The 24,182-nt window shown below is 53.3% G+C and carries 22 protein-coding genes; 16 read left to right on the forward strand and 6 right to left on the reverse strand.

Features of this window, described 5'->3' with window-relative positions:
- Positions 1-77: 77 nt before the first annotated feature.
- The 3 genes from ACZ51B_RS14470 to dut are packed head-to-tail and all read right to left on the reverse strand — an operon-like array spanning position 78 to position 2,299.
- Positions 78-824: a sugar phosphate isomerase/epimerase family protein gene (locus ACZ51B_RS14470; protein WP_464294046.1), complete on the reverse strand. Its 747-nt coding sequence runs from the start codon at positions 822-824 to the stop codon at positions 78-80.
- 7 nt (positions 825-831) lie between these two features.
- A complete protein-coding gene (locus tag ACZ51B_RS14475) occupies positions 832-1,881 on the reverse strand; it encodes a tetratricopeptide repeat protein (RefSeq protein WP_464294047.1) in 1,050 nt (349 codons plus the stop codon).
- Complete coding sequence (gene dut / locus ACZ51B_RS14480; RefSeq protein WP_464297187.1) at positions 1,862-2,299, reverse strand: dUTP diphosphatase; 438 nt, start codon at positions 2,297-2,299, stop codon at positions 1,862-1,864. The genes ACZ51B_RS14475 and dut overlap by 20 nt, the downstream gene beginning before the upstream one ends.
- Before the next feature lie 50 nt (positions 2,300-2,349).
- On the opposite strand from dut, the gene ACZ51B_RS14485 reads away from it, so the two are divergent.
- Genes ACZ51B_RS14485 through ACZ51B_RS14500 form a run of 4 tightly spaced genes read left to right on the forward strand, consistent with a single transcriptional unit; the run spans position 2,350 to position 5,023 of the window.
- The gene (locus tag ACZ51B_RS14485) at positions 2,350-2,985 is read left to right on the forward strand and encodes a 5-oxoprolinase subunit B family protein (RefSeq protein ID WP_464294048.1); all 636 of its coding nucleotides are present in this window, start codon (positions 2,350-2,352) and stop codon (positions 2,983-2,985) included.
- Positions 2,982-3,740 carry a LamB/YcsF family protein gene (locus tag ACZ51B_RS14490; protein ID WP_464294049.1) on the forward strand — a complete coding sequence of 253 codons (759 nt, stop codon included), beginning with the start codon at positions 2,982-2,984 and terminating at the stop codon, positions 3,738-3,740. The genes ACZ51B_RS14485 and ACZ51B_RS14490 overlap by 4 nt, the downstream gene beginning before the upstream one ends.
- Entirely contained in the window at positions 3,737-4,558 is an 822-nt protein-coding gene (locus tag ACZ51B_RS14495) for a 5-oxoprolinase subunit C family protein (RefSeq protein ID WP_464294050.1), read from the forward strand. Before ACZ51B_RS14490 ends, ACZ51B_RS14495 begins: the two co-directional genes overlap by 4 nt.
- 27 nt (positions 4,559-4,585) lie before the next feature.
- Positions 4,586-5,023 carry a group III truncated hemoglobin gene (locus ACZ51B_RS14500; RefSeq protein ID WP_464294051.1) on the forward strand — a complete coding sequence of 146 codons (438 nt, stop codon included), beginning with the start codon at positions 4,586-4,588 and terminating at the stop codon, positions 5,021-5,023.
- Positions 5,024-5,128: 105 nt separating this feature from the next.
- Here the strand turns inward: ACZ51B_RS14500 and ACZ51B_RS14505 are convergent, their stop codons facing one another.
- Complete coding sequence (locus tag ACZ51B_RS14505) at positions 5,129-6,118, reverse strand: polysaccharide deacetylase family protein (RefSeq protein ID WP_464294052.1); 990 nt, start codon at positions 6,116-6,118, stop codon at positions 5,129-5,131.
- A 90-nt stretch (positions 6,119-6,208) separates the two neighbouring features.
- Between ACZ51B_RS14505 and ACZ51B_RS14510 the strand changes: the two genes are divergently transcribed.
- The 5 genes from ACZ51B_RS14510 to ACZ51B_RS14530 all read left to right on the forward strand — a co-directional run bounded on the left by ACZ51B_RS14510 (position 6,209) and on the right by ACZ51B_RS14530 (position 11,580).
- The gene (locus ACZ51B_RS14510; protein WP_464294053.1) at positions 6,209-7,303 is read left to right on the forward strand and encodes a putative glycoside hydrolase; all 1,095 of its coding nucleotides are present in this window, start codon (positions 6,209-6,211) and stop codon (positions 7,301-7,303) included.
- Positions 7,304-7,355: 52 nt separating this feature from the next.
- Complete coding sequence (locus ACZ51B_RS14515; protein WP_464294054.1) at positions 7,356-8,252, forward strand: prepilin-type N-terminal cleavage/methylation domain-containing protein; 897 nt, start codon at positions 7,356-7,358, stop codon at positions 8,250-8,252.
- 114 nt (positions 8,253-8,366) lie between these two features.
- Complete coding sequence (locus ACZ51B_RS14520) at positions 8,367-9,182, forward strand: prepilin-type N-terminal cleavage/methylation domain-containing protein (RefSeq protein ID WP_464294055.1); 816 nt, start codon at positions 8,367-8,369, stop codon at positions 9,180-9,182.
- A 104-nt stretch (positions 9,183-9,286) separates the two neighbouring features.
- Positions 9,287-9,673 carry a BlaI/MecI/CopY family transcriptional regulator gene (locus ACZ51B_RS14525; RefSeq protein ID WP_464294056.1) on the forward strand — a complete coding sequence of 129 codons (387 nt, stop codon included), beginning with the start codon at positions 9,287-9,289 and terminating at the stop codon, positions 9,671-9,673.
- Positions 9,670-11,580: a M56 family metallopeptidase gene (locus ACZ51B_RS14530; RefSeq protein ID WP_464294057.1), complete on the forward strand. Its 1,911-nt coding sequence runs from the start codon at positions 9,670-9,672 to the stop codon at positions 11,578-11,580. Before ACZ51B_RS14525 ends, ACZ51B_RS14530 begins: the two co-directional genes overlap by 4 nt.
- 9 nt (positions 11,581-11,589) lie before the next feature.
- Here the strand turns inward: ACZ51B_RS14530 and ACZ51B_RS14535 are convergent, their stop codons facing one another.
- Positions 11,590-14,088, reverse strand: coding sequence for a sugar phosphate nucleotidyltransferase (locus ACZ51B_RS14535; RefSeq protein ID WP_464294058.1), 2,499 nt, complete (start codon positions 14,086-14,088; stop codon positions 11,590-11,592).
- 63 nt (positions 14,089-14,151) lie between these two features.
- Positions 14,152-16,506, reverse strand: a complete 2,355-nt coding sequence (locus ACZ51B_RS14540) for a hypothetical protein (protein WP_464294059.1) — start codon at positions 16,504-16,506, stop codon at positions 14,152-14,154.
- Between the two features lie 118 nt (positions 16,507-16,624).
- Between ACZ51B_RS14540 and ACZ51B_RS14545 the strand changes: the two genes are divergently transcribed.
- From ACZ51B_RS14545 to ACZ51B_RS14575, 7 genes are all read left to right on the forward strand, one after another.
- On the forward strand, positions 16,625-18,703 hold the full coding sequence (locus ACZ51B_RS14545; RefSeq protein ID WP_464294060.1) for a glutaminase family protein: 2,079 nt from the start codon (positions 16,625-16,627) through the stop codon (positions 18,701-18,703).
- 153 nt (positions 18,704-18,856) lie between these two features.
- Complete coding sequence (locus ACZ51B_RS14550) at positions 18,857-20,485, forward strand: CTP synthase (protein WP_464294061.1); 1,629 nt, start codon at positions 18,857-18,859, stop codon at positions 20,483-20,485.
- Positions 20,485-20,871 carry a hypothetical protein gene (locus ACZ51B_RS14555; protein ID WP_464294062.1) on the forward strand — a complete coding sequence of 129 codons (387 nt, stop codon included), beginning with the start codon at positions 20,485-20,487 and terminating at the stop codon, positions 20,869-20,871. The genes ACZ51B_RS14550 and ACZ51B_RS14555 overlap by 1 nt, the downstream gene beginning before the upstream one ends.
- A gap of 19 nt (positions 20,872-20,890) precedes the next feature.
- The gene (locus ACZ51B_RS14560; RefSeq protein WP_464294063.1) at positions 20,891-21,439 is read left to right on the forward strand and encodes a phosphatase PAP2 family protein; all 549 of its coding nucleotides are present in this window, start codon (positions 20,891-20,893) and stop codon (positions 21,437-21,439) included.
- A 1-nt stretch (position 21,440) separates the two neighbouring features.
- Positions 21,441-21,761, forward strand: coding sequence for a hypothetical protein (locus ACZ51B_RS14565; protein ID WP_464294064.1), 321 nt, complete (start codon positions 21,441-21,443; stop codon positions 21,759-21,761).
- 296 nt (positions 21,762-22,057) lie between these two features.
- On the forward strand, positions 22,058-22,972 hold the full coding sequence (locus ACZ51B_RS14570; protein WP_464294065.1) for a hypothetical protein: 915 nt from the start codon (positions 22,058-22,060) through the stop codon (positions 22,970-22,972).
- Positions 22,973-22,980: 8 nt separating this feature from the next.
- On the forward strand, positions 22,981-24,084 hold the full coding sequence (locus ACZ51B_RS14575) for a hypothetical protein (protein WP_464294066.1): 1,104 nt from the start codon (positions 22,981-22,983) through the stop codon (positions 24,082-24,084).
- Positions 24,085-24,182 lie beyond the last annotated feature (98 nt).

Below are 24,182 nucleotides of genomic sequence, written 5' to 3' on the forward strand. Positions count from 1 at the left end.
GTCTGCTTGCCAGTTTACCTTCGCGGAAGGGGCAGATTCCCGTAGGACGATAAGGTGTGTCCTACGGGATGGGAAGGTTAGGCTAGGCCTTTGGATGTGAAGTACTCGAAGCTTTGGCGAACAGCGTCGAGTGGGTCGCCTGGGGACTCGTCTAGTTCGACCACGCCGAACTCAGCTCCGACTTCTTTGGCAGCTGCGAGGCATGAATCCCAGTCCATGGTGCCTTGTCCGGCTGGAGTCCATTGTGGGGTCTTGGTTGGGTCGAAGTCCTTGAGGTGGACGACTCGCGTTCGAGGGCCGATTTTGCGGATGTAGCTTGCTGGGTCTTGGCCGCCGATTTTGACCCATGCGAGGTCGAGTTCTGCTTTGAGAAGATCTTCGCTGACGGTTTCGTAAAACAGGTCGAGGCCTAGTTTGCCATCGGTGGTTTTAAATTCGAAATCGTGGTTGTGGTAGGCGAGGGAAAGACCCGCTGCTTTGAGCTTTTCGCCGATGGGTTCGAGCTGCTTGGCTACGGTGTCCCAGCCTGCCGAGTAGGTCTCTTCGCTGAGCCAGGGGACGATGACGAAGGGGCAGCCGAGGGTGAGGTGTGTGTCGATGACCTTGTCGAGATCGTTCTTCATGAGATCGAGTCCGACATGGCTCCCGCTGACTTTGAGGCCGAGATCGTCCAGCAGTTTTTTACCTTCGGCGGCTGTTGTTGCGCCGTAGTTTCCTGCGATCTCTACATACTCAAATCCAATAGATCGAATCGTTTCGAGTGTTGATTGCGCGTTCGCATCCATTGCGTCGCGCACGGTGTAAAGCTGGACTGAAAGCCTCATGTTTGGATTATGCGCCGGGACTGGTTGTGGATGCTGTATTCGGTGCAGGTTTGGGCCACTCGTTTTGGAGCAAATGGTCTACCCAGGCGTCGGGGATGGCAGCGTTTTGTTGTTGCCAGGTTGTGTCTTCGGTCTCGTTCATCTTGGTGCGGGTTGCATCGGCGATGAATGAGACGCGGTCCGAGAGTGTTCCTCGCATGGTGACGATGAGGCACTCGGGGACTTGGGCAAGGACATCTTTGGCCAATTTCGCGCTGATGAGTCTCGCGTTTTCTCCATCTTTGAGCGTGAAGGTGAGCGTGACTTGCTTGGTTCGTGGGTCTTGGCTGATGGCGCTGACTCGGCTTCCTTCGTCGCTGTGTTGTTGGATCAGCTGGAGGATGGTTCGGTCTTCTTGTGGCGCTGCCTCTGACTTTGTTGCTCCCGGTGCAGAATCGGCGTTTGATACCACGTGAGGAGTTTCTGAGGGGGTGATGAGAGACGGGGGATCTTTCTTTGCCGCAGAAATGGGCACTGACAGCTGATCGCCTGTGCCGCCACTTTTGTTCTTCGAGTTGATCATGATGCCGGTGATGGTGATCACGATGAAGGCTGCGACGATGGCGTAGGCGATGTAGGTTGTGTTCTTCGATTCAACAGGTAGGCCAATTTGTTCGATGGTGCTGGCCGAATCTTTGGCTTGGAGGTTGGCTTTGGCTGCAATGAGTTTCTGGCGGTCGGCGGTTGATGTTGGGTTGAGGTCGAGTGCGAGTTCGTACCACTCGATAGCTCGCTCCCAATCGTTTTGGTCCGAACAGATATCGCCCAGAAGGGTGTGCGCGTTGGGGTCATTTGGCCAGCGCTTGAGGATGCTGATGCACTTTTGCTCGGCTTGTTCAAAGTCGCCTCGGACGCGTAAAAGGTTTGCTTGGGCGAGTTCGGGACTCGAACTGGAGTCGCCCATCGACGCTTCAGCTTCTAGAGGTGCCCCGCATTCTGGACATACAGACTCGAATGCGGGGACGTGTGCGAAGCATCGTTCGCATAAGACTTTCTTTTCATTTCCCTGTGCTGCCAAATCCGCCTTCCCCTCGGGTGGTTTCGTCCAAATTGTCTACGGGAACGAGTTCGGCACGAACTACTGGACACAAGACCATTTGGGCGATCCGCTCGCCTTTGTCAAATTGGACGACGTCTGAGCCCAAATTGATCAGAATTATCTTAATTTCTCCGCGATAGTCTGAATCGATGGTGCCTGGGCTGTTCACCAAGGCTATTCCGTGTTTGGCTGCGAGACCTGATCGGGGGCGGATTTGGATTTCGAATCCTTCGGGAATGGCGACTTTGATGCCGGTTGGGACGAGTGCTCGTTGAAGCGGAGCGAGGGTGACTGGTTCGCTGGAACAGATGTCCATGCCAGCGGATCCTTGGGTTTGGTAGGAAGGCAACGTCGCGCCGGCTTCGAGAACGATGGGGACTGGAACACTCACGTGCAGAAGCGTATCTTAAGACCGATGCTTCGTGCCTGATCGCGCATACTTTCTGTATGGTTTTGGAGCCACTGGGGGAGTCTGCACTGATTCTGCGGGAGTTGCCCGTGGAAGCGAGTTTGGCCTCTCGGTGGATAGAAGCTGGGAACCTGCCTGGTGTTACCGATGTGGTTTGTAGCTACGAGACGGTGGGTGTGTACTTCCGGGATTTGGCTCCGACTTTGGCTGACATTGAAGCCTGCTTTGGGCTTGGAACTGTTGTTGAATCTCCGATAAGGCACTTGATTCCGGTGTGCTATGAGCTTGGGGAGGACTTGGAGAGTAGTGCGGTCGATCTTTCGTTGTCACCCGATGAGTTGGTGAGGCTCCATTCGGGTGCGATCTATCGGTGTTATGCCATCGGATTTTGTCCTGGGTTTCCTTATTTGGGTTACCTGCCGGAGGCGCTTTGCGGGGTGCCGAGACGGTCTCAGCCACGGGTTCGCGTGGAGCCTGGGAGCATTGCGATCACAGGAAAGCAGACCGGGATCTATCCTCTGCCAAGGCCAGGTGGTTGGGCATTGATCGGACGGACTCCGCTAGAGATTGTGAATGTGGAGGACGAGTATTTTCCGATTCGGGCCGGGGATGAGGTTCAGTTTGCGAGCATCTCACAGTCGGAGTTTTCTGCGTTGAAAGGGCAGCGGCTATGAAGAAAATTGATCTCAATGTGGATCTCGGAGAAGGCTTCCCGCATGATGCGGAACTATTGAGGTTTGCGAGTTCCGCGAATATCTGTTGTGGCGAACATGCGGGGTCTCAGGATATTTCGCGGGAAACTGTCGCGCTGTGTCGGGAGAAGGGTGTAAGGTTTGGGGCTCACCCTGGGTATCCGGATCGTGGATCGATGGGTCGGGCCGCCATGGATTTGGGGCATCAGCGTGAGTATCTCGACAGCGTCTTCGCGCAGGTGAGATGGTTTGCAAGTGAGTTTCAGCCTGCCTACCTGAAGCCTCATGGCGCGTTTTATAGCGAGACTGCAGTGCCCATGCCGGAGAACTGGCGGCGAGAGGTGAAGCGGCTGCCAGGGTTGGGGCCTTATGATGCGGAAGGGGCTTTTTTGGCGCAGTATCCGGGCGTGCAGTCGTTGATGATGCAACTGAGGATCTATAAGCTGCCGTTGCTTGGGCTGGAAGCTACGGCTCATCGGATCATTGCGCAGAAGGCGGGGCAGGTGTTGATCCGGGAGGGGTTTGCGGACCGAGCTTATGCGGAAGACGGCACTTTGGTTCCTCGGTCGGAGCCAGGCTCGGTGTTGTCGGAGCCTGAGGCGATTCGTCAGCAGGTGTTGCAGTTAGCGGAGAAGGTGGATTCGATTTGCCTTCACGGCGATACACCGGACTGTGTGGAATTCGCGGAGTTGATTTATGCGACGTTGACGGATGCTGGGTATGAGGTCGGGGTGTGAGTCTCCGGATCCTTGAGTTGTTTGGGTATGCGGAAATCCAGGGGGCGCCTCGTGTTGGGCGTCGGTGCTTTGGGGTTCCGCCTGGTGGGGCTTTTGATCGGGAGTCGATGGCTTATGCCAATGCTCTGCTAGGGAATTCTCTGGATGCGCCGGTGCTTGAGCTTGGAATGGCGACCGTTAGCTTGGAGGCAACTGAGGCGGTCAGTTTTGCTCTTGTTGGAGCAGGTGTTGAGGGGGCTTCCTACTGCTTGCGGTCGGGGGAGGTTTTTCGACTGAAGCCGGGCGTGGCAGGGTGCCGTGCTTACTTGGCTCTGAGTGGGGGTGTTTTGCGCGACGGTCCAGAGCTTCGGCCCAGAGTTGCTCGTGTGGTTAAGCCTCGAAAGTTGGCGTTCAGTGCTTTGAGTTTGGATGGTGGGCCACTGCGTGTGATTCGAGGACCTCAGGCGGGGCTGCTGGATTGGGATGGGTTTTTGAGCTGTAACTACCGGGCGACGCGGCTTGCTGATCGTGTGGGAATTCGGCTTTCGGGGCCAGAGAGGAGCCATTCTCTAGAGCTTCCCAGTGAGCCAGCCACGCCTGGGGTGGTGCAGGTGTTGCCGAGCGGCCTACCGATCATATTGGGTCCGGATGGGCCAACGATTGGAGGGTATCCAAAGGTCGCGGTGGTGTCGTCGATGGATCTCAATCGCGTTGGGCAGCTTCGTGCTGGCGATGAGGTTGAGTTTGAGCCGGTGGATCTCTCGTGGTCTCGCGATATGGCGGTTGAGATGCGTGAAATGATCGGTCGAAGGTGCGAGGAGCTCCGGCTGGGGCTTTAAGGTTTTCCTTTCGCCATAATTAGGATAATGCGAAATCTTCCGCTCGCACCGGATTCTTCAGAGCCAACTCCGCTTAGGAGTTGTGGGACTGAGCCGATCTATGCTGTTGAGGTTTCTGAGGAACTGATTCGGCGGGTTGTCCGCAGTTTCTATCTGAAGGTTCAGGCGGATGCCGAGCTTGGGCCGGTGTTTGCGAAGGTGGTCACCGATTGGGAGCCCCATTTGGTGAAGATGCAAGACTTCTGGTCTTCTCTTACTTTGCGAACTGGGCGGTACACAGGGAAGACCATGCAGGCGCATCGTCGATTGGAAGGGTTAACTGTGGCTCTGTTTCAGCGATGGCTTGATCTGTTTATGGAGACGGCGCGCGAGGAAGGCACGCCTGAGCAAGCGGTTTATCTGCACAGCCTCGCTCACAAGATGGGTCAGAACATGGTGCGGTCCTTCAATCTTCCGGCTGGTTAGGACAAGAAAAAAGGAGTTCGGGCATTTCCGAACTCCTTTTGCACTTGCTGTTACGTATGTATTCCTGCCAACGGATTGGTTTTGCCGGAGGCCAGGATGGCCTTCTTAAGGCTGGATGTAGAGTTTGACCTTTCCTTGGTCGACCTGTTTCAGCCAATCATCAAGACCAAACCGATCTCCACAGGCCTGAATTCGTGGGATCCGGTATCGATTGAACTTCTTGCTGGTGGGTGAGGGAGATGGATTGGCTCCGACTAGGAATGCTCCGTTCAGCTTGATGCGCTTGCCTTTATAGTCGAAGCCGTTCTTGAACACTGCGAAGTTCTTAGGGGTGCTTCCGAATGGGAAGGCCAGGGTGTGCGGACCTTTCTCGCCGTACTTTTCGAGCTGGAGTTCTGCGGATCCGATTTCGTATTGAACTCTGGATTCGCTGAGCTTGCGGAGTTCTGGGTGGGTGGTGGTGTGGTTAGCGATCTCGGAGCCGAGTTTGTGGAGGAGCTCCACCTTCTTCTTGATCAGTCGATCTTGGTCCCACATGCTGGGGAGCACGAAGAAGGTTCCTTTTACGGGGAAGTCCTCGTGTGTCTTTGCGAAATCCATCCAGATGCCCACAGCGCATTTGGGATCGATTGAGCCGTTCTTTAGGAATTTGAGTTGGGATGGATTTGAGTCGTCGAAGGTCATGACCACAGGCGTCGTGCCCTTCGGGATGGACATCCGGTTCTCGATATATTCGGTGGCTGTGACTGGGCGAAATCCTCGTTTATAGAGGTCTTCTAGATCCTTGGCAAACTTCGCTGGGGAGCGGTAGAGCGATCCGGGATGGTCCAGGATGTGATGATATTCGGTGACGAAGATTGAGCCGTTTGTGTTCGGCGTTCGCTTTCCGAATTTCGCGATCGTGAGAGCCGTGGCACTTTTCGAGGCGTCTTTTGCGGGTGTTGTGGCGGTATGCGAGACGGTCGTTGTAGGAATCGTCGCTAATTGCAGAGAACTACTCTTCCCAGCGACCCCCATACACCCTGCACCCAGTACAATTCCTAAGCCCACTACGATTCCATGTCTCATCATCACAATCCGTCCGTTGCCTCTCATGCCCTTGTTCTAAGTGCTCTTCTTCTTTGTGGGTTGTCTTGTTCTTCAGCGCCTAAAACGGGTGGTGAAAAGCGAGACAGCTCTGCCCCAATGCCAGAAAAAAAGCTGGTGAAGGAGAAGGGCTTAGAGTCTACTTCTGAACGACCGAAAAGCGAGTCCGTTGGTTCTAAAACCCCACACGAAAATTACGAATTTAAACGTCCGAAGTTTGTGAAAGGGATCTACCTGACAGCTTGGTCTGCTGCATCTACCAAGAAGCTCTCGCATTTGCTAGAGATGGCTGATCGGACCGAGATCAATTCGATGGTGATCGACGTTCGGGACATTGGTGAGATGTATTGGGCGACGGGTATTCCGCTGGCGGATGAAACGGTTGGAAATCGCTTTATTGCCATTCGAAAACCAGATCGCATTTTCAAAGCTTTGAAGGCCCACGGCGTTTGGCCGATTGCACGGATCGCTTGTTTTCGCGACGACTATGTGCCGGTGAAGCATCCTGAGCAGGCTGTGCAACTGGCTAATGGGAAAGTTTGGCGGGATCGGGCGAAACACGCTTGGTTGGACCCTTATGACAAGCGGAACTGGGAGTATCTGGGGAAGGTCGTGGATTACGCGCTGGATGCTGGTTTTCCTGAGATTCAGCTGGACTACGTTCGGTTCCCGAGTGAAGGGAAGTCTCAGACTCAGGTGTTTTCAAACAGGGCGAAGTACACAGATCCAAAGGCGTCGCCTCAGCAGGTGATCGGTGACTTCTGCGGTTTCATCAAGCAGAAGGTGAAGGCTCGTGGCGCCTACCTTTCGGCGGACATCTTTGGGATTATCTCGTCGAGCAAGCGAGATCAGGGGATTGGACAGGATTTGGAGACCATTGCCGGACCGTTTGATGCGGTATCGCCGATGGTGTATCCGTCTCACTTTGCGAAGGGCGAGTATGGAATCGCTGATCCGAATCGCTCTCCTTACGAGATCATTAACAAGTCTTTGACTGACTACAAGACGCGACTCCCGAACAAGGTGATTCGCCCTTGGCTCCAGGACTTTTCCCTTGGAGGGGTGACGTATGGGGCTAGCGAGGTCAAGGCTCAGATTAAGGCGGCGAAGGACCTTGGGTATGACGAGTACCTGATCTGGAATGCAGCCAACCGGTATACAGAATCGGCTCTTGGCTCGAAAAGTGGGAAGTAATTTAACAAACGTCGCTTATTCTTGGGATTAGTACTTGAAGAGGTCTGATCCCATGAAGCGAAACCAAGCGTTTACACTCATTGAACTCCTCGTTGTGATTGCGATCATTGCGATCCTCGCCGCCATTCTGTTCCCTGTCTTTGCTCAGGCGAAGGAAGCTGCCAAGAAGACCCAGTCGCTGAGCAATGTGAAGCAGATTGGCACTGGCATGCACCTTTACATCAACGATTCGGATGATGTGACACCTTCGGTTTACTATTCCAACGGTGGTACCACGGACGTGTATCAGACGTTCCAGCCTTACTTGAAGAACATGGACGTGTTCTTCTCGCCAGTGTGGAACAAGAGCGTGCCCAAGGGAAATCCTCAGGCTTGCGATAACACGGATACGCCAAGCGGTGCGTATGTTCCGAGTGAGCCGAACAAGTATCGGTGCTTAGGTTATGGATACAACTGGGGCTTTGGTATTTGGGCCGGTGGTGCGTTGGTGGGTGCCGAGCAAACGAACCCTGATGGAACGACTGCACTGTCTGGCGTAAGCGCCACCTCGGCTGAGAACCCTGCTCAGTTGGCGGCATTCGGTGATACTTACAATGGCCGACGCTATACGATGAGTGCGATTGGTTCGATCCTCACTCATTACGATGGGGATACGAAGAACAGTGCGCTGCGACATGGAGGAAGCTTTAACTTCAACTTCATGGATGGTCATGCGAAAGCTATGAAGATGGCTGGGTATACGTTTAACCCAGGAGCGAGTCCGAAAGGGGCCGGTTATATTGGCGTTCCAGCGAATGCGGACCTGATTGTTCCGATGTACTGTCTCACGGCACAGACAACGGTGAGTCCGTCGAAACTACAGCTTCCTCTGCCAGATATGTCTTGCAGCCAGTTCATCCAGATGGCGATGGGTGGTCAGCTCACTCCCCTTACTCGGTGGCCAAACTAGGTCCAGATATTGCGTTTAAGTGGGTGTCTTGCGGTGTTTTTAGCTTGCGACACCCACACAAAATAGGTCAATTGGCCTACTCTGGTGTTAAGATCGTTAAAGGACTAATACCCGATGAAGAGTAGAGCAGCTTTTACGTTAATTGAACTTCTCGTTGTGATTGCGATTATCGCTATTCTCGCAGCGATTCTCTTCCCAGTATTCGCACAGGCTAAGGCTGCTGCGAAGAAGGTGGCTTGTTTGAGCGATACCAAGCAGTTGGGTACAGCGACGATGCTGTACATGGGCGACTCCGACGACTACTACGCGATGAGCGTTTATGACATGGACTATCCGACGATTCGTTTGGGCAGCATGGATCGGGCCTTTACGGTATACGATGCGACGATGCCTTATATGAAGAATGTGGATATCCTTGTTTGCCCAGCCAACCAGCCTGGTGTGGACTTTGGAGGGAAGATTCTTCCAAGCGTTGGTCTTAAGCCGGCCGGCACCTTCCGATATGCATCGTTCGCGCCGAATTTTGCTGTCTTTGAGGACCCAGCGCTTGCGAGCCTTTACAATGTCGATGCGCCTGTCAAGAATCAGTCTTCGATTCCTAAGGTAGCTGAGACGATTGCGTTTTACGACTCGGTGTACATCGTGAGCAGTACGACCAAGCCAGCGGGGCTTTCTGCATACTGCTCAGCTCACTGGCCCACTGCCATCGATGTGTTTGGGACGAGCAACTTCCCTGGGAACACCGTTCATATGGACGGGTTTAACATTGCTTGGCTGGATGGGCACTCCACGTACAAGAAGGGCAATGCTGGCTTCAGTGCCACGTCCACTTCAGGATGCGAACTTGAGGGAACTCCTTGTCCGACTTATCACTTCCCATGCGACCTTACGGGTATTCCCGATGGTCAGGGCAATACTTGGAATAACTGACTTTAAAGGCGGGGTGAGCTTTTGCTCCCCCGCCTTTGTTGTGCCTCCATCAAGAAGTTACGAAATAATTCGTATATACGAAAAACTTCGTATATAATTCATTCATGAGGGACGAAGTCAAGGTGCAGCCGACTCATTCGGAGCTTGCGATTCTCGAGGTCTTGTGGAATCGAGGGAGTTCAACGGTTCGGGATGTGTTTGAGGAGCTGTCTAAAACTCGGGAAATGGGCTATACGACCGTTCTCAAGCTGATGCAGATCATGGTTGAGAAGGGGCTTCTGGTTCGTAAGGATCATGGACGGGCTCATCTTTACTCGCCAGCGGAGGCGCCAGCCCTTGCCAAGCAGAGTTTGCTTCGCGATCTGATGCAACGCGCGTTTAGGGGATCGGCTCAGGATCTTGTGATGCACGCTCTAAGTGCTCAGGAGACGTCACCGGAAGAGCGTCAGGCGATTCGGAAACTGCTCGACACACTGGAGAACGACGCATGAACTTCTGGATGAATGCGATTGGGTTGTCGCTTATTCATTTTCTTTGGCAGGGGGCTATTGTCGCAGCGGTTTTAGCGGTGGCGATGCGGCTGTTTGCCAGACGGCATGCAAACCTTCGTTACGTGATGAGCTATGGGGCGATGGTTGTGTGTGCTCTGTGCCCAGTGTTTACCTTCTTAAGACTCACATGGACACCAGGGACTCAATCGTCAGGCCTGACTCATGTGAGTGAGACACAGACCTTTATTTCGGCGATCAGCTCAGATGAGGTGGTTCTCCAGAGTGCTGCGCAGAGTCCGCCATGGCTTTCCTATGTGGTGTGGATCTGGGTGTTGGGAGTTTCGATTCTGTCGATTCGACTTCTAGGTGGGGTGTGGCTAGTGGATGTACTGCGAAGAAAACGTAGTGCTCCGGCGTTGGCCGATTACCAGCTTCAGCTGAATATGCTTGCCGGCAAAATCGGACTGAAAAGGCAGGTCCAACTTAAGGACTCCGAGTCGATCAGTAGCCCTTCAGCTCTTGGCGTTTTCCGTGTGTGTGTCATTGTGCCGGTCAGTCTTTGGACAAAGTTTCCGGCGAATCAGATTGAGGCATTGCTGCTCCATGAACTGGCACATATCCGAAGGCACGATTACTTACTGAACTTGATACAAAGCGTGATAGAGGTAGTTCTTTTCTACAATCCGGCCATTTGGTGGATCTCACGCGTGATCCGGATCGAGCGCGAACACTGTTGCGATGAATGGGTGGTGAAGATCACCGGCGATTCGACTGCTTATGCGCGTGCTCTTTGCCAACTCGACCTTGATCGGAGTGCTGCTCCGGCGCTATCCATGTCTGCTCGCGGAGGTCTTCTCTTGCAACGTATTGCTCGAATTCTTAGTCAATCGAAATCACCGGTTCGTCTTGCGTCTCTTTGGTCGGTATCCTTGCCAGCCGCCGCTGTCACTCTCGGATTGGTTATATGCGTTAGGGCCCAGTCTCAACCACAGGTTGCTACCGTAAGCCCACTTTCGACGCTCTCTAGTATTTTAGAGGCAAACCTGAAGAACCCTGTGGCGAGACCGGCACCCAAACCTACACAGCCGAAGAAGGTGCTCGTCCCAGTTCAGGCGTCGCAGAACTTTAAGAATACGCCCTTCGATAAGGCCATCGCGTCTTTGGCTGCCCGAGATAAGTTTGCCTACCATATTGAGGACAGCGTTTATCTCATGGCAAACGTGAACGTGACGGGCAAGTCATCTAAGCAGAAAATCCAGGCTGTTTGCGATGTATGCCAGGCCACCTATAAAATAGTGGATGGGAAGTATTGGTTCTGGTCAAAACTGTCCCGAGCTCCACATATCATTCCTCCTGCTGGTTCGGCTAAGTCTGCTGGGAATCCTTTGAGGCACCGCATTGAAGTTACAAGTGCTGGTGTCAAAACCATGACCAGCACGATTCAGTTTAAAGACGCGAAGTTTGTGGACTGCATGGAGAAGATTGCGTCGTGGTCTGGCGTGTCGTACACCATTCTGGAAGGAACCTATAAGAACGTCACCATGAACCGCAAGATAGCTTCAAAAGAAGAAGCCATCAGTGCCGTATGCGAAGCTGCTGGTGCGACGTGGAGCAAGCAAGGTGGTGATTACACCTTTATGCCCAGAAGTGCCGTTGAACTTAATCCCAGGGTACTGGACCTTCAATCTGTGAAGCTAGAGGACGCATTGAGGAAGTTGGCCAAGATTGAAGACTTCTCGTACACGGTTTCGGACACTCATGCACAAGGTGTTTCCTCTGGCTACCGACCCGTCAACGTTCATATCACCGTTTCCGATCTGTTGTCGGCGATCAAAGCGATTTGTGACTCAGCGGGTGCCGGTTGGCAGAATGAAAACGGGGTCTATCGCTTCTATCCGAACGAATAGGCACCTGTTTTACTGCAAGATCCAATGATCGATCTTGTTGGTGTATTCGTCTACAAGCGCTCGACTCTCTGGGAGGTCGGGCGCTTCTGCGTAGACGTGGAACAGGGGTTCGATGGCGTCTGGGAGGACGAGGACCCAGGTGTTGCCGTCGTAGATCTTGATGCCATCAAGGAGTTCCAGCTTGCTGCCATCGCTGCTCTCTTCTAGCAGTTTGCGCATGACTGTTCCTTTGGACTCCCAGGGCACGCGGACCTGTTCGTACTCCACTCGGAACACAGGGAGTTCATCGAGCAGTTCGCTGATGGACAGACCGGTTTGGTGGAGCATGGTCATGAGTTTGCCGAAGCAGAATGCGGCGTCGAAGCCTGGGTGCATGGCGGGGAAGATGAAGCCACCTCGTTCGTCGCCCGCAAAGATGACTTTCTCATCGATGCTGCTGCTCATGAGGGAGCGCGTGTCTGATTTGGTGCGGATGACTTCTGCGCCCTGAGCTCTTAGAGCTTCTTCGAGCACGGTGGGGGCTGTTACGGAGATGGCTATTCGGGGGTCTTTGTTGGTTTTGGCGATCAGGGTCCCGAGTAGTGCGAGGAGGGCGTGGCCTTCGACTCTTCTTCCGCGGTCGTCGACGATGGTCATGCGTTCGCCTTCTTCGGTGAACAGGACACCCATGTCGTACTTCAGTGTTTCGACGATTCGCGAGAGGTTTTGGACGTGCGAGTCCACTTCTGGCTTGGATCGGGGGGCACGTTTGGAGTCGTTGAAGCTGTTGAGGGCGATGGACTCTGCTCCAAGTCTTTCAAGCATCGATGGGTAGAAGCTTGCTATGTTGGAATATCCGTAGTCGCATACGATACGGATTCGGCGCTGAGGTCCCTTGTTTCCTAGAAGTCGGTAGAAGTCGGCTTGATACTCTTCAACGGCTCGGCTTGCAAACTCGATGGTGCCAAGGTCGTCTGGGTCGGTGCGTTTGAAGTCCTCGCGGAAGAAGGCGGTTTCTACTTTGCGCTCAAGATTCCTTGGGAGGTAGGCACCGTTAGAGTCGAGCATCTCGATGAGGGTGACGCGGGAGTTGCCGGGTAGTTTGCGAACGCTGACCGCGCCGGAGGCTCCGCTGGCTCTGATAAAGTGTCTTGCGATGGGCAGCGGGGTTCCACGCAGGTCGAGGACGTCACATCCTACACTGAGCAAGGAGGACATGAGGGCGCGCTTGATCATGCGCGAGCTTCGGGTGCTGTCGCGGCTGGTGACGATGCGGCAAGGGGTTTTGAAGCAGGAGCCGAAGGCTGAGCCGAGTCTGCAGGCGAAGTCAGGAGTGATCTCGATGTTGCTGAGACCTGCCACACCGATATCGCGGAACAGGCTGCCGTTCCATTTATTGCCCCAAACGAGGCTCATGGTAACGATGGAACCGCGCTCGACGATCTTGTCGGGCCAGAGTTTGACTCGTGGGCGGATGGTGCAAGCCACGTCTACCAGGCAGCGGTCTCCTACGACGGATTCTTCGCGAACGGTGCTGTCTTTCTTGATCGTGGCCCGTGAGCACACAATCGCGCTGTGCACGCCGACGTTGGGGCCGATGTAGGCACTTTCCCAGATGATGGAGCGGTCTACGTTGGCGTCTTCTTCGATAAAGCAGTTATCACCAATGACAGTGTAGGGACCCACGCGGGCACCTTTCTTCACCTTGCAGTTGCGTCCGATGCAGACCGGAGGCACGATGGTTGCCGTCTCGTCGATCATGCAGTTGGGGCCGATGCTGACTCCGTTGATGAGTGTGTCGTTTTGGACTGGGAGATCGAGTCGACCGGAAAGGAGATGCTCTTGTGCTTCGCGGTATTGGCTGAGGGAACCGACATCACACCAGTACTCCTCCATGACATAGCCATACATGGGGAGCCCCTTTTCCAGGAGGAGGGGGAAGATGTCGTTGCTCCAGTCGTAGCTCTTATCTGGATCCATGAACTCGAAGATCTCGGGTTCCAGGATGTACATACCCGTGTTGACGGTGTCGGAAAACACTTCCGACCAGCTTGGTTTCTCCAAGAAACGGAGGACTTTGCCGTCGTCGTCCGTGATGACTACGCCGAAATCGAGTGGGGAGGGGACTCGGTAGAGAATGAGTGTGGCAAGGCTCTTCTTTTGTTTGTGAAACTCGATTGCTTTTTGGATATTGCAATCGGTGAGAGCGTCGCCGGAGACGATGAGGAAGGGCTCATCTTTCAGGAGATGTTCAGCTTTTTTGACGCTGCCAGCGGTGCCGAGAGGGATCGTCTCGACGCTGTAACTCATCTTGACGCCGAAGTCTGAGCCGTCACCGAAATAGTCTTTGATCTCGTCGCCTAGGTAGTACAGGGTAGAGACGATCTCGGTGATGTCGTACCTTTTCAGCAGCGTCAGGATGTGCTCCATGATCGGCTGGTTGCAGATGGGAACCATCGGTTTTGGGCGGTTCGAAGTGATGGGGCGAAGACGCGAACCTTCGCCACCTGCCATTACTACTGCTTTCATGCTTTTGTATAAGCTCCCATCTGACTTGAGTCTACGCTGAACTCGGCAGGATTGAAAGATGCGTTATTGCTGTTGTCCGACTACTGCAGGCGTAATTCGGATACCAGCCAACGTTCCTACTCCGCCGGAGCGGTTAATGAGACGGATATAACGCACTCTTTGCAATGGAGCTCGGTAGCTCATCACGAAGGTCTGCCCAGTTCCTGCGTCCTTACGGTTGTGGGAGGACCAGCTCCAGTCGAGTTCTCTTGCCCACGTAAGTGCGTCGGCAGGCTTTTGCCCGGTGCTGTAGGCGACGATGTCGAACTTGTTCCAGAACGGCTTGCCGGTTGTGAGCAGGGAGACGTCTGCGATGGTTCGATCGCGCCCGAGGTCGATCTCGACCCAGCCGCCTACCTCTTGGGGAAGGTTGCCTTCGGTTGCATCGTTCGCGTCGATCAGGGCGTTGAGGTTGGTGGCGGAACTTCCTGCGGAGTCGGTGATGATTCGGTCGAGGGCGAGGTCTGTGGCGGTGTCGAGCGGACCTGCTGGGAGGTTGAGGCGAACATCGATGATTGCCGCGCTGGTGTTGCCGCGTCGGAAGGAGTCGGGAATCTGCCAAGCCTTGAGCCAGCCGGTCTCCGTTGCTCCATTGGACTTGGCCTGGATGAGAAATACGCCATTCCCTGCGCCAGGAACGATCTCTCCGAAGGGGCCGCAACTGCCTTTTGAAGGCAGAAGTACGGTGCCACTGGCATCGGTTTTAAGGATCATGGTTGGGGCACCGTTCTTGATCTTTCCATCTTCGGATTGATAGAACGCGAGCTCCGTGTTTGCGATGGGGCGACCGATCAGGTCGAGGGCGCGTAGCAGGATGGCTCTTGGCGCATGTTTGAAACCGTCGCCTGCTTTCCAGTCGGCCTTGGTTTCTCGCTCGTTGATCGCTCCTACTTCGGAGGCTGACAACAGATCGGTCGGCTCTAGGATTGCCGAGAGTAGGTCGGGAGTGAAGTAGGGTTCGTAGCTGAGGGGCATTCGGCTAGGAATGGTGCCCTCGTAGCGGGTGTCGCCATACCCTAGGATTCCAGGATAGAGCTCCACGCTTGCTCTCAAGGTGCTGCCGGGAAGGTCTACCTTGCCGGTCTCAACGTTCATCGCAGCTCCCTCGTCGGCACCCATTGCGATCGCGAACGACTTCATGAGCGGGATGGCGGTTTCAGCTGGGTTGGTGATTGAGTCGACTCGGATGCCTTCGCCTTTGTCGATGGATATTGATTGGATGCGAATGCGAGAATTGACTCCGTTAGTTGCGAAGGAGTAGCGGCTCTGTTTGCAGTAGACCTCGTTCCAGATTCGGGCTTGCGATTGTGCCCAGTCTTCCACGCCGTGTGTCCCGATGCTGTTGGTGCCCTCCGCAATTGCCTTGGCGGCTGCTTCGGTGAGAACAATCTTCGCGGGGATGGCGGTGTCCAGCACTTCCAAGGAGTCATTGGCTTTGCAGATATCGCTCGCTTTGGGGGTGATTTGGAAAGCAACTCGCTGTGGGGAGGTGGCTTTGACGGTGTGTTCGTAAGCAAAGGTGGTCTCGGCTCCGGGGGCGAGGGCTTGAGACCCTTCAGTTGTTCCGCCTATTTGTCCGTCTAGTGACCAGCTATAGGAGAATGCTGGAGCAGGTGCTGAGCCTACATTCTTGACATGGGCCACGAACTTGCCGTCTTCGGTCTTCTCGATGAGGGTGACGCTGAGATCTGGGCCTGCCTTGGCTGGAGTTCTCTCGACTTCGAGGATGAGTTTAGGGCGACCGCTAGGTGATTGGCTGCTGAAAAATTCCGACTCGGATTCGAAGTTGAGCGCGAGGCCGTAGTTGTCGGTCGGGCTGTCCACCATTTTTTGGATGGCCGTTTCGATCCCTTCAACTGCGTACACCTTGTCTCGTTCGCCTAGCTTGGCTGTCTCGATGCGTTGGACGTCGGATGCTCCGGTGGCTCCGGCTTGTTGCCAGCTGGCAATACCACCGAGGCGCTGTCGCCAGTTGGCGGCTCCTCGTGGGACGGATGGCTTGGGCTTTCCTTCGACGGGTTTTGTAAAGAGTGAGGAAAGCGTGGTAAGTGGTCCTTCACCCCAGGGAGCAAGGACTCGGGATGCGGATCGTAAAGTAGGCTGCTGCCCACCCGATGGCGTGAGTTCGAGGTAGGCCTTTACTATATGGGCATTTGGACCTAACTGTCGGTTCAGGTCTCCGAAACGGATGAGGATGGTCTTACCTGGGCCACCCAGCATTGTGTAGCCGCCTCCAAAATTCGATTCGGCGTCACGTGAATCGATGTACGTGTCTTCAACCGCCCAGTACGAGGGGTTTCCTACACCTTTCGAACCTCGAAACAGTTCGATGGTTTGGGTTTGGTGGGAGAGCGTGGCGAGCACCAGCGCGAGGATCATATTGCAAGCGTACCGGTTAGAATCGCTGAACTTAACATAGCTTTTTTTGAATAACCATATCCATGAGAATTCAAGATCCATATGATTAGAGGAATACGCTCCCTGAGGCGCTCGCACTATGTCGCTAATCACACTCTGCCTTGCCGGATTCGCTATGTCGAACTTAACAAATCCCACGGAAAAGCCGTCTTGGCGGCCACCGTCTGTTCCTCTCGTTGCTCATGATCCTTATTTCAGCGTTTGGTCGCCTGCCGATAAGCTCACGGATGCTTGGCCCTGTCATTGGACTGGAAGAACCCAGGCCTTGCAGAGCATGGTCCGCGTTGACGGCAGCCCATTTCGACTGATGGGGCCTGAGCCAAAAGATGTGCCTGCTTTGAATCAGGTTTCTTTGAGCGTCAAGCCAACCGAAACGGTTTATGAGTTCGCGAACAGTACGGTTAAAGTCCAGCTGACGTTCTTTACACCAGCTTTGCCTTACAACTTAGATGTGATGTCTCGCCCGCTGACCTACATCACGTGGAAGGTTCAGTCTGTGGACGGCAAGCCTCACGATGTCTCCATCTATTTTGATGCGACGGCCGAGCTTGCAGTGAATGATGTGACCGATCGAGTGGTCTGGTCTCAGCCGTCCGTGAAGGGGCTCAAGACGATGAAGATTGGGACTTCCGACCAGAAGATCCTATCTAGAAGTGGCGACGACCTTCGCATTGAGTGGGGATACGCTTATGTTTCCACCAAGGATCAGGCAGCTGCGAAGACAGATATCGTTCCAGCTAATGAGGCTCGACTCAGCTTTGCGGCGAATAAGCTGTCGCCATCCATTGCCGGTGAGAAGGATCCTCGGGCGGCAAGTGATCACTGGCCTGCCATGTCGGTCGTTTTTGATTGCGGAAAGATCGATACGAAGGGGACTTCTCAGCAAGTCATGTTGGCGTACGACGATATTGAGTCGATCACGCACATGGGGACCAACCTCAAAGCCTGGTGGCGACGAAACGGAATGAGCTTTGATGATCTGTTGGTAACGGCAGACAAGGAGTATCCCGCGCTGGCTAAAGAAGGAGCCGACTTCGACAAGACTCTTCTTGCGGATGTGAAGAAGCTTGGAGGCGAGAATTATGAGAAGATCTGTTCTCTCGCGTTCCGACAGTCACTGGCTGCTCATAAGGTTGTAGCTGATGCCAAGGGTCGCCCTCTCTGGTTCTCGAAGGAGAATTTCAGCAACGGCTGTATCTGTACGGTGGATGTCACCTATCCGTCGGCTCCGATGTATCTGCTGATGAACCCAGCGCTTTGTAAGGGAATGGTTCTTCCAATCCTGGACTACGCTGAGTCGTCCGTCTGGAAGTTCCCGTTTGCGCCTCACGACTTGGGTCAGTATCCTTTGGCGAACGGTCAGGTGTATGGCGGCGGTTCTCGAACTGAGGATGACCAGATGCCGGTGGAAGAGAGCGGCAACATCTTGGTTCTGATGGCGGCCATCGCGAAGGTGGATGGCAATGCAGATTTCTCCAAAGAGCACTGGGCGACGATTACCAAGTGGGCTGAGTATCTGAAGGAGAAGGGTCTTGACCCTGAGAAGCAGCTTTGTACGGATGACTTTGCGGGTCACTTGGCCCACAACACGAACCTTTCCATAAAGGCTATCGTTGCTCTTGGAGCTTATGGGCAGCTTTGTGAGACGCTGGGCAAGCATGAAGAGGCAAAGGAGTACACCGCCATTGCGAAGAAGTTTGCGAAGGAGTGGGAGACGAAGGCCTTTGATGGTGATCACTATCGGCTGGCGTTTGACTCAGCGGGTAGCTGGAGCCAGAAGTACAACATGGTTTGGGACAAGATCTTGGACCTGAAGCTGTTCTCACCGAAGATTGCGGAGCTTGAGATGGCTCATTACCGCAAGATGCAGAACGAATTTGGCTTGCCGCTGGACAATCGACGCGAATATACGAAGCTGGACTGGATCACTTGGACCGCTTGTCTCACGGGCAAGCAGGACGACTTCGATACGCTGATCGCACCGATTGTGAAGTTCCTTGAAGAGACTCCAAACCGGGTTCCGATGACCGACTGGTACGAGACCAAGACGCCGAAGCACGTTGGTTTCCAGGCTCGCAGTGTTGTTGGTGGCGTGTTCTTGCGGTTCTTGTACGACCACAAGTTGTGGAGCAAGTACGCGTCGAAAGTGAAACACTAGTTGCTAAAAGAGGCACATAAAAACGCCCTCGGAGGAGTCAATCCTTCCGGGGGCGTTTTAACATAGGGTTCAAAGGCAGTATAATCGAGAGTGTCCCCCACCCTTGTCGCATCTGCGCCAAGTTGTGTCTGAGGCACGCCCAGGGAACCCAGCATGACTAAATACATCTTTGTAACCGGAGGCGTCGTAAGCTCAATCGGCAAAGGCATCACATCTGCCAGCCTTGGTCGTTTGCTCCGGAATCGCGGCTATACGGTGGCCCCGATGAAGCTTGACCCCTATATTAACGTCGATGCGGGAACGATGAATCCCTATCAGCACGGCGAAGTTTTTGTTACCGAAGATGGTGCTGAAACCGACCTTGATCTTGGCCATTACGAGCGCTTTATTGACGTGAACTGCTCTGCCGGATCTTCTTTGACGACCGGAAAGGTTTATAGCTCGGTCATTGCTGCTGAGCGACGTGGTGACTACCTTGGCGGCACGGTGCAGGTTATCCCTCACGTGACCAACCAGATCAAAAAGTGCATCATCAACCTCGGCAAAGAGCAAGAGGCTGATGTTGTGCTGGTTGAGATCGGCGGTACGGTTGGTGACATCGAGTCGCTTCCATTCTTGGAAGCCATTCGGCAGATGCGCACCGATGTAGGTATTGAGAATACGCTTTACGTTCACGTCACCCTGATCCCGACTGTCGGACCATGGGGCGAGGTGAAGACGAAGCCGACTCAGCACAGTGTCGAGCGACTGCGTGGAATTGGTATTACGCCGGACGTTTTGGTTTGCCGAAGCGAAGTGCCTTTGCCACAGGACGTTCGTGAGAAGATTTCGCTGTTCTGCGGTGTTTCTCCGAGAGCGGTCATCGAGTCGAAGACAGTTGAGACCATTTACGAAGTTCCTCTGACTTACGAAGAGGCTGGTCTTGGCGAATTCGTTTTGGACCGACTCCATATGGAGCAGCGGGCTTCCAACCTCTCGGAGTGGTCGAGCTTGGTTGAAGTGTTGAAGCATCCGAAGAATCGATGCCGCGTTGCGGTGGTGGGTAAGTACACCAGCAACGGCGATGCTTACAAGTCGATTGCTGAGGCTTTGACTCATGCTGGGATTCCGAACAATTCGGCAGTTGAGATCCAGTGGATTGAGAGCGACAACATGGAGAACGGAATTCCGCCCGAAGAGCTTTTGGCGGGTGTGGATGCGCTTGTGGTGGCTCCTGGATTTGGAGGTCGCGGCATTGAGGGCAAGATTGAGGCGATCAAGTACGCTCGAGAATCTGGACTGCCGTTCCTTGGAATCTGTTTAGGCTTGCAGATGTCGGTTATCGAGTACTCACGCAACGTGTGTGGACTTGAGGGTGCCAACTCGGAAGAGATGACTCAGGATGCTCCGTATCCTGTGATCCACCTCTTGCCAGAGCAGAAAGATGTGACCGATAAGGGCGCAACCATGCGACTAGGTAGCTACCCATGTAACTTGGTTCATGGCTCGCTGGCTGCTCAGCTATACGGCGCGACTCGCATCACTGAGCGACACCGACACCGGTATGAAGTGAACAACGACTACCGAGAAGTGTTGCAAGAGAAGGGCATGGTCATCAGCGGAGTGTCACCAGACTATCGCTTGGTGGAGATGATTGAGGTTCCAGGGCACCCGTTCTTTGTGGCGACCCAGGCTCACCCTGAGTTTAAGTCTCGACCTGACCGTCCGCATCCACTTTTCAACGGTCTAGTTGCCGCCGCTTTGAAGAAGCGCAGCCGCACTGAGGCAGTTGTGTCCGCTTAATGGCATATACACACTTATACGTTTACGAGAAGTTCCTCCGCGGGCTGATGGACGATGGTCGTCCGATTAAGCAAGCGGAGTATGAGCCTTTGCGCAAGCAGATCATGGAGGCGCTGGAGCGCATTCCATCTCTGCTGGTGCAGAAAACCCACCGAACTCAGCGGAAAGAAGGACTCCTGGAGTTTTCTTGCCTTTGGGTCGGGGCCGATCCGAGTCATGATGCCGTGCGAGAGGCTCTTCGGGAAGTTTGGCCTGGTTCGAACCTGGACAAGTCCGAAGAACTGCACATCATCGAATCGGAAGATGAGACGGTAGTGCTCCGTTCGGCCAGCAAAGCGGTCGAAGGACGGTACGCTACGGTCAAAGTTCTTGTGATTGTGGCCTAAGGACGGTAATCTTGCGGGAGTGAAACTTTCGCTTGCCGCCGCTACTCTTGTTGTCATTGGCCTGGTACCTGCATCTGCGCACGCAGACAATAAGGCCGCCAAGTTTGGATCTGGGGCCGGAAGCTTTCTCTACGGAGCTCTCGGCCTCGGACTCCCGCTGCTGCGAGACGGTGAGCAGGGGAAAACACATACCCTCCGAGTTGCTGACTCGTTAGTGACCTCGTTCATCTTAGTCGAAGGTCTTAAGCGCTCCACCCACGTCCCCCGCCCCGACGCCCCTCGCGAGCATGATAGCTTCCCAAGTGAGCACGCGACCTTGGCATTTAGTATCGCCACCATGGAAAGCGCCTACCACCCAAAGGAGGCCCCGCTGTGGTACCTGGGTGCCGTGGGTATCAGCTGGTCACGAGTGAGCGAGAATCGCCACCGCCTCAGCGACGTCTTTGCCGGTGCCGCACTGGGTTATGGAGTGGCACGGTTGGAACTGAGCAGCAAGAAAGGGATCCTGTTGTCGCCATTCGTGGGCTCAGGTGGCGGGTTTGGATTGATGATGACCAAGCGGTTTTAGGATGAATCTTTACGCCTACGGGATCACCGAACGTAGGTTGATTGAGTCTGAATCTGGTCCATCGAGCCCTCTGTTTCAGAACTATGCCGGTGTCCTTCAAGCCTCTTCCGATGAGGAGGCTCTGAGTCTGTTGAAAGAGATCGTCAGCCGCCCGACAGCCAGGTACGCCAATGTTGATGGGGAAGCGGTCTCGTGGGAGGTAGTCAGGGTCACATGTCCTAAGCTCCTCGTGCTTGAGACTGGAAGTAGGGAGTTGGAGCTTTGCAGCTACCTGTCGGATCATGCCGGGTTTGAGGGCATGTTTGAGAGTGAGTTGGAGTAATCGTCCGTTGTGATCTGATATGAGTAGCTTTTCTCGATGAATGTCATATATTTGTTTTGAGTGCGATTGTTAGAGATAAGAAATCAGTAAGAAGTAATTCTTTGATAATGTTCATTGTGTTACTCTGTTATGTCTGTAGAAATTCTGATAGGGGTATTTTGCGTCTTTAGTACCGTGTCTGATGCTTTATTCGTATCAATGCAAAGACGTAAAGTGAGTTTCACACGTCGATAGACTTCTTGGAAAGTAACTGATCAATCATGCTTGCAGCTCAACTTTTGCTATGTAGTGTTTCAATGAGTAGCGTGATCGGTCATCGTTGCACCAACGCCAGGGAGAACGATTCGGGATTCTCTACTGATGTGCACGAGCTGTTTGTCAAAGTAGAAACTCGTTTTGTTGACGACCTCCCACTCGTGCGGCTTGTATGCCAAGTCAGTGGGAAGTTGGTTAGCCGGCTGTTCCTCCTTGATTCCGGTGCCAATAGGTCTGCACTTTTTGTGGACGGACGGCATCTCACTAAGAAACAAGTTGGCACGGATATCGCGTGGCGTATCGGGATCGATCGATCCGGAGCAAGCTTGGGATACGAAACATTCTTTGTTTTGGAATGGTCGTATGTTGCGCCAGGATTTCGAGGTTGGCTTCAAAGTAACAAAGTGGATGGGTTACTGGGAGTCGATTTTCTTAGATCGCATGACGTTTTGATCGACTACAAGAGCTCTAAACTTTATCTGAGCCAAAAGATTGACGGCCAGACGACAGAGGGTAGCAAGAAAGAGTCCGCTAACATTGAGGCTTCTGGGCGCTCTGGGGTCAAATACGATCTTGCGGAGTTCGACCGTGCAACGCTCTTCGAATTTGATAATCGCTTTTGTGCTGCCGTCACCGTTCAGGAGTCGGATAGGCAGAACATGATTTTTCTGCCTCTTGACACTGGTTCGAGTCTGATTGTTTTTGCAAGTTCGATACTGCCAGAGTCACTGCGCCCAGTGCGGTTTGATACAGAGGTTTATGGGGGAGAGAGCAACTTGAGATCGACAACAAGAGACTTATTAATCGCTCCCACATGGACGCAATCGCAAGTTCGACTGAATGCATCGATCACTGATGGTGGTCGATCTGTTTTAGCGTGTCGTCCTTTTGGAGAGCGAGTTTTTCTTTCCTTTAGGAACAACGCTGCATATTTCTGGCCTTCCCGAAAGAAGTGAATTGAGTTATGAAAAGAATCCTTTTTGCAGTCTGCGTTGTAGGGATTGCGGCGCAAGCTGTTGCTCAGCAAGTCAGCTACCAACTCAAGTTCGACACGATAGTTATCCGAGCAAGAGTCAATGGAAAGATGGGGACTTTCGCTGTATGTGCGGAGAGGGCGGATAGCGTTGTTTCTACTCTGTGGCTCAAAGATGCTAAAGATGTTGAGGCATCACCAGATCTAGTAGATGTGAAAATTTATTCGCAGGCTCCAATTACTACGTTACAGTCAAATGGTATTGATGGAGTGATTGGATCTGATCTTCTAAAGGATTACCAAGTTGGGATTGACTTGTTAAAAACAAGTTTGCACTTTTGGAAGAAAGGATCAGGCAAGGATCTAGAAAAGTGGTTGGATCAGGGTAAGGAGAACGCTTTGAAATCCATACCTATTTCTCGATTATCGAATGGAGTGTTCACAGTAGAGTGTGAATTGAAAAATGATTCTCGGCTATTCATTCTCGCTATCTCTCAAACGAGACTTCACCTTTTCGAAAACGCATTACTCTCTGCTGACATCTGGAAGACGGCGTCGATTGATAACCTGAACCCGTTCACTGGTAGAGTGGAAAATACTAAAGTTGGAATGACTTCTAGTTTTTCGGTTCTTAAGAATTCGTATGGAATCACGCCGTTTGAGCTTGTCTCCCGTGAGCTGGACGAATGGAGAGATGAGAAGTTCGTTGGTGTTTTCTCCGCTCAAGCCCTTCCTTCTCTACAATCTGTTTTCGATTTCCCAAATAATAGGATTGTCTACAGACCGCAGTCTGGCGAGACGCTTTGGAATCGATACTTAACATGGCTTTTGGGAGTGCCAGTGCATATTGAGGACGGATCCGTAGTCATCGGATCCAAGATTGAAAGTGAAGACTCAGAGGATACGAAAAAGTGGCGTGGTTTCAAGCTCATATCTGCCGACACCCAAGACTTGACTGATGCTTATATGCTGTTTTCGAATCCTGATAAGGCGGCACTTAAGCTATTTTCTGAACTCTTTAAACTAAAGAGTCGGTCACGAGATTTAAAAGGGGTAAAAGATGGAGTCGAAGCATCATTTACTGTGAATCCCTAAAGCTAAGTTATCCGATTGAGTAGCCATGGAATGCGAGCTGGCTCTATTCCTTAGCAGGTACATGAGACCGATATCTGTTACGGGTGCGACTTGAAAAA

The organism is Fimbriimonas sp. LA-C6 (assembly GCF_055398105.1).

Coding starts and splice junctions, on each gene's coding strand:
- ACZ51B_RS14470 (WP_464294046.1), bottom strand. CDS start 824: ATGAGGCTTTCAGTCCAGCTTTACACCGTGCGCGACGCAATGGATGCG.
- ACZ51B_RS14485 (WP_464294048.1), top strand. CDS start 2,350: ATGGTTTTGGAGCCACTGGGGGAGTCTGCACTGATTCTGCGGGAGTTG.
- ACZ51B_RS14490 (WP_464294049.1), top strand. CDS start 2,982: ATGAAGAAAATTGATCTCAATGTGGATCTCGGAGAAGGCTTCCCGCAT.
- ACZ51B_RS14500 (WP_464294051.1), top strand. CDS start 4,586: ATGCGAAATCTTCCGCTCGCACCGGATTCTTCAGAGCCAACTCCGCTT.
- ACZ51B_RS14505 (WP_464294052.1), bottom strand. CDS start 6,118: ATGAGAGGCAACGGACGGATTGTGATGATGAGACATGGAATCGTAGTG.
- ACZ51B_RS14510 (WP_464294053.1), top strand. CDS start 6,209: ATGCCAGAAAAAAAGCTGGTGAAGGAGAAGGGCTTAGAGTCTACTTCT.
- ACZ51B_RS14515 (WP_464294054.1), top strand. CDS start 7,356: ATGAAGCGAAACCAAGCGTTTACACTCATTGAACTCCTCGTTGTGATT.
- ACZ51B_RS14520 (WP_464294055.1), top strand. CDS start 8,367: ATGAAGAGTAGAGCAGCTTTTACGTTAATTGAACTTCTCGTTGTGATT.
- ACZ51B_RS14525 (WP_464294056.1), top strand. CDS start 9,287: ATGAGGGACGAAGTCAAGGTGCAGCCGACTCATTCGGAGCTTGCGATT.
- ACZ51B_RS14530 (WP_464294057.1), top strand. CDS start 9,670: ATGAACTTCTGGATGAATGCGATTGGGTTGTCGCTTATTCATTTTCTT.
- ACZ51B_RS14535 (WP_464294058.1), bottom strand. CDS start 14,088: ATGAAAGCAGTAGTAATGGCAGGTGGCGAAGGTTCGCGTCTTCGCCCC.
- ACZ51B_RS14540 (WP_464294059.1), bottom strand. CDS start 16,506: ATGATCCTCGCGCTGGTGCTCGCCACGCTCTCCCACCAAACCCAAACC.
- ACZ51B_RS14545 (WP_464294060.1), top strand. CDS start 16,625: ATGTCGCTAATCACACTCTGCCTTGCCGGATTCGCTATGTCGAACTTA.
- ACZ51B_RS14550 (WP_464294061.1), top strand. CDS start 18,857: ATGACTAAATACATCTTTGTAACCGGAGGCGTCGTAAGCTCAATCGGC.
- ACZ51B_RS14555 (WP_464294062.1), top strand. CDS start 20,485: ATGGCATATACACACTTATACGTTTACGAGAAGTTCCTCCGCGGGCTG.
- ACZ51B_RS14565 (WP_464294064.1), top strand. CDS start 21,441: ATGAATCTTTACGCCTACGGGATCACCGAACGTAGGTTGATTGAGTCT.
- ACZ51B_RS14570 (WP_464294065.1), top strand. CDS start 22,058: ATGAGTAGCGTGATCGGTCATCGTTGCACCAACGCCAGGGAGAACGAT.
- ACZ51B_RS14575 (WP_464294066.1), top strand. CDS start 22,981: ATGAAAAGAATCCTTTTTGCAGTCTGCGTTGTAGGGATTGCGGCGCAA.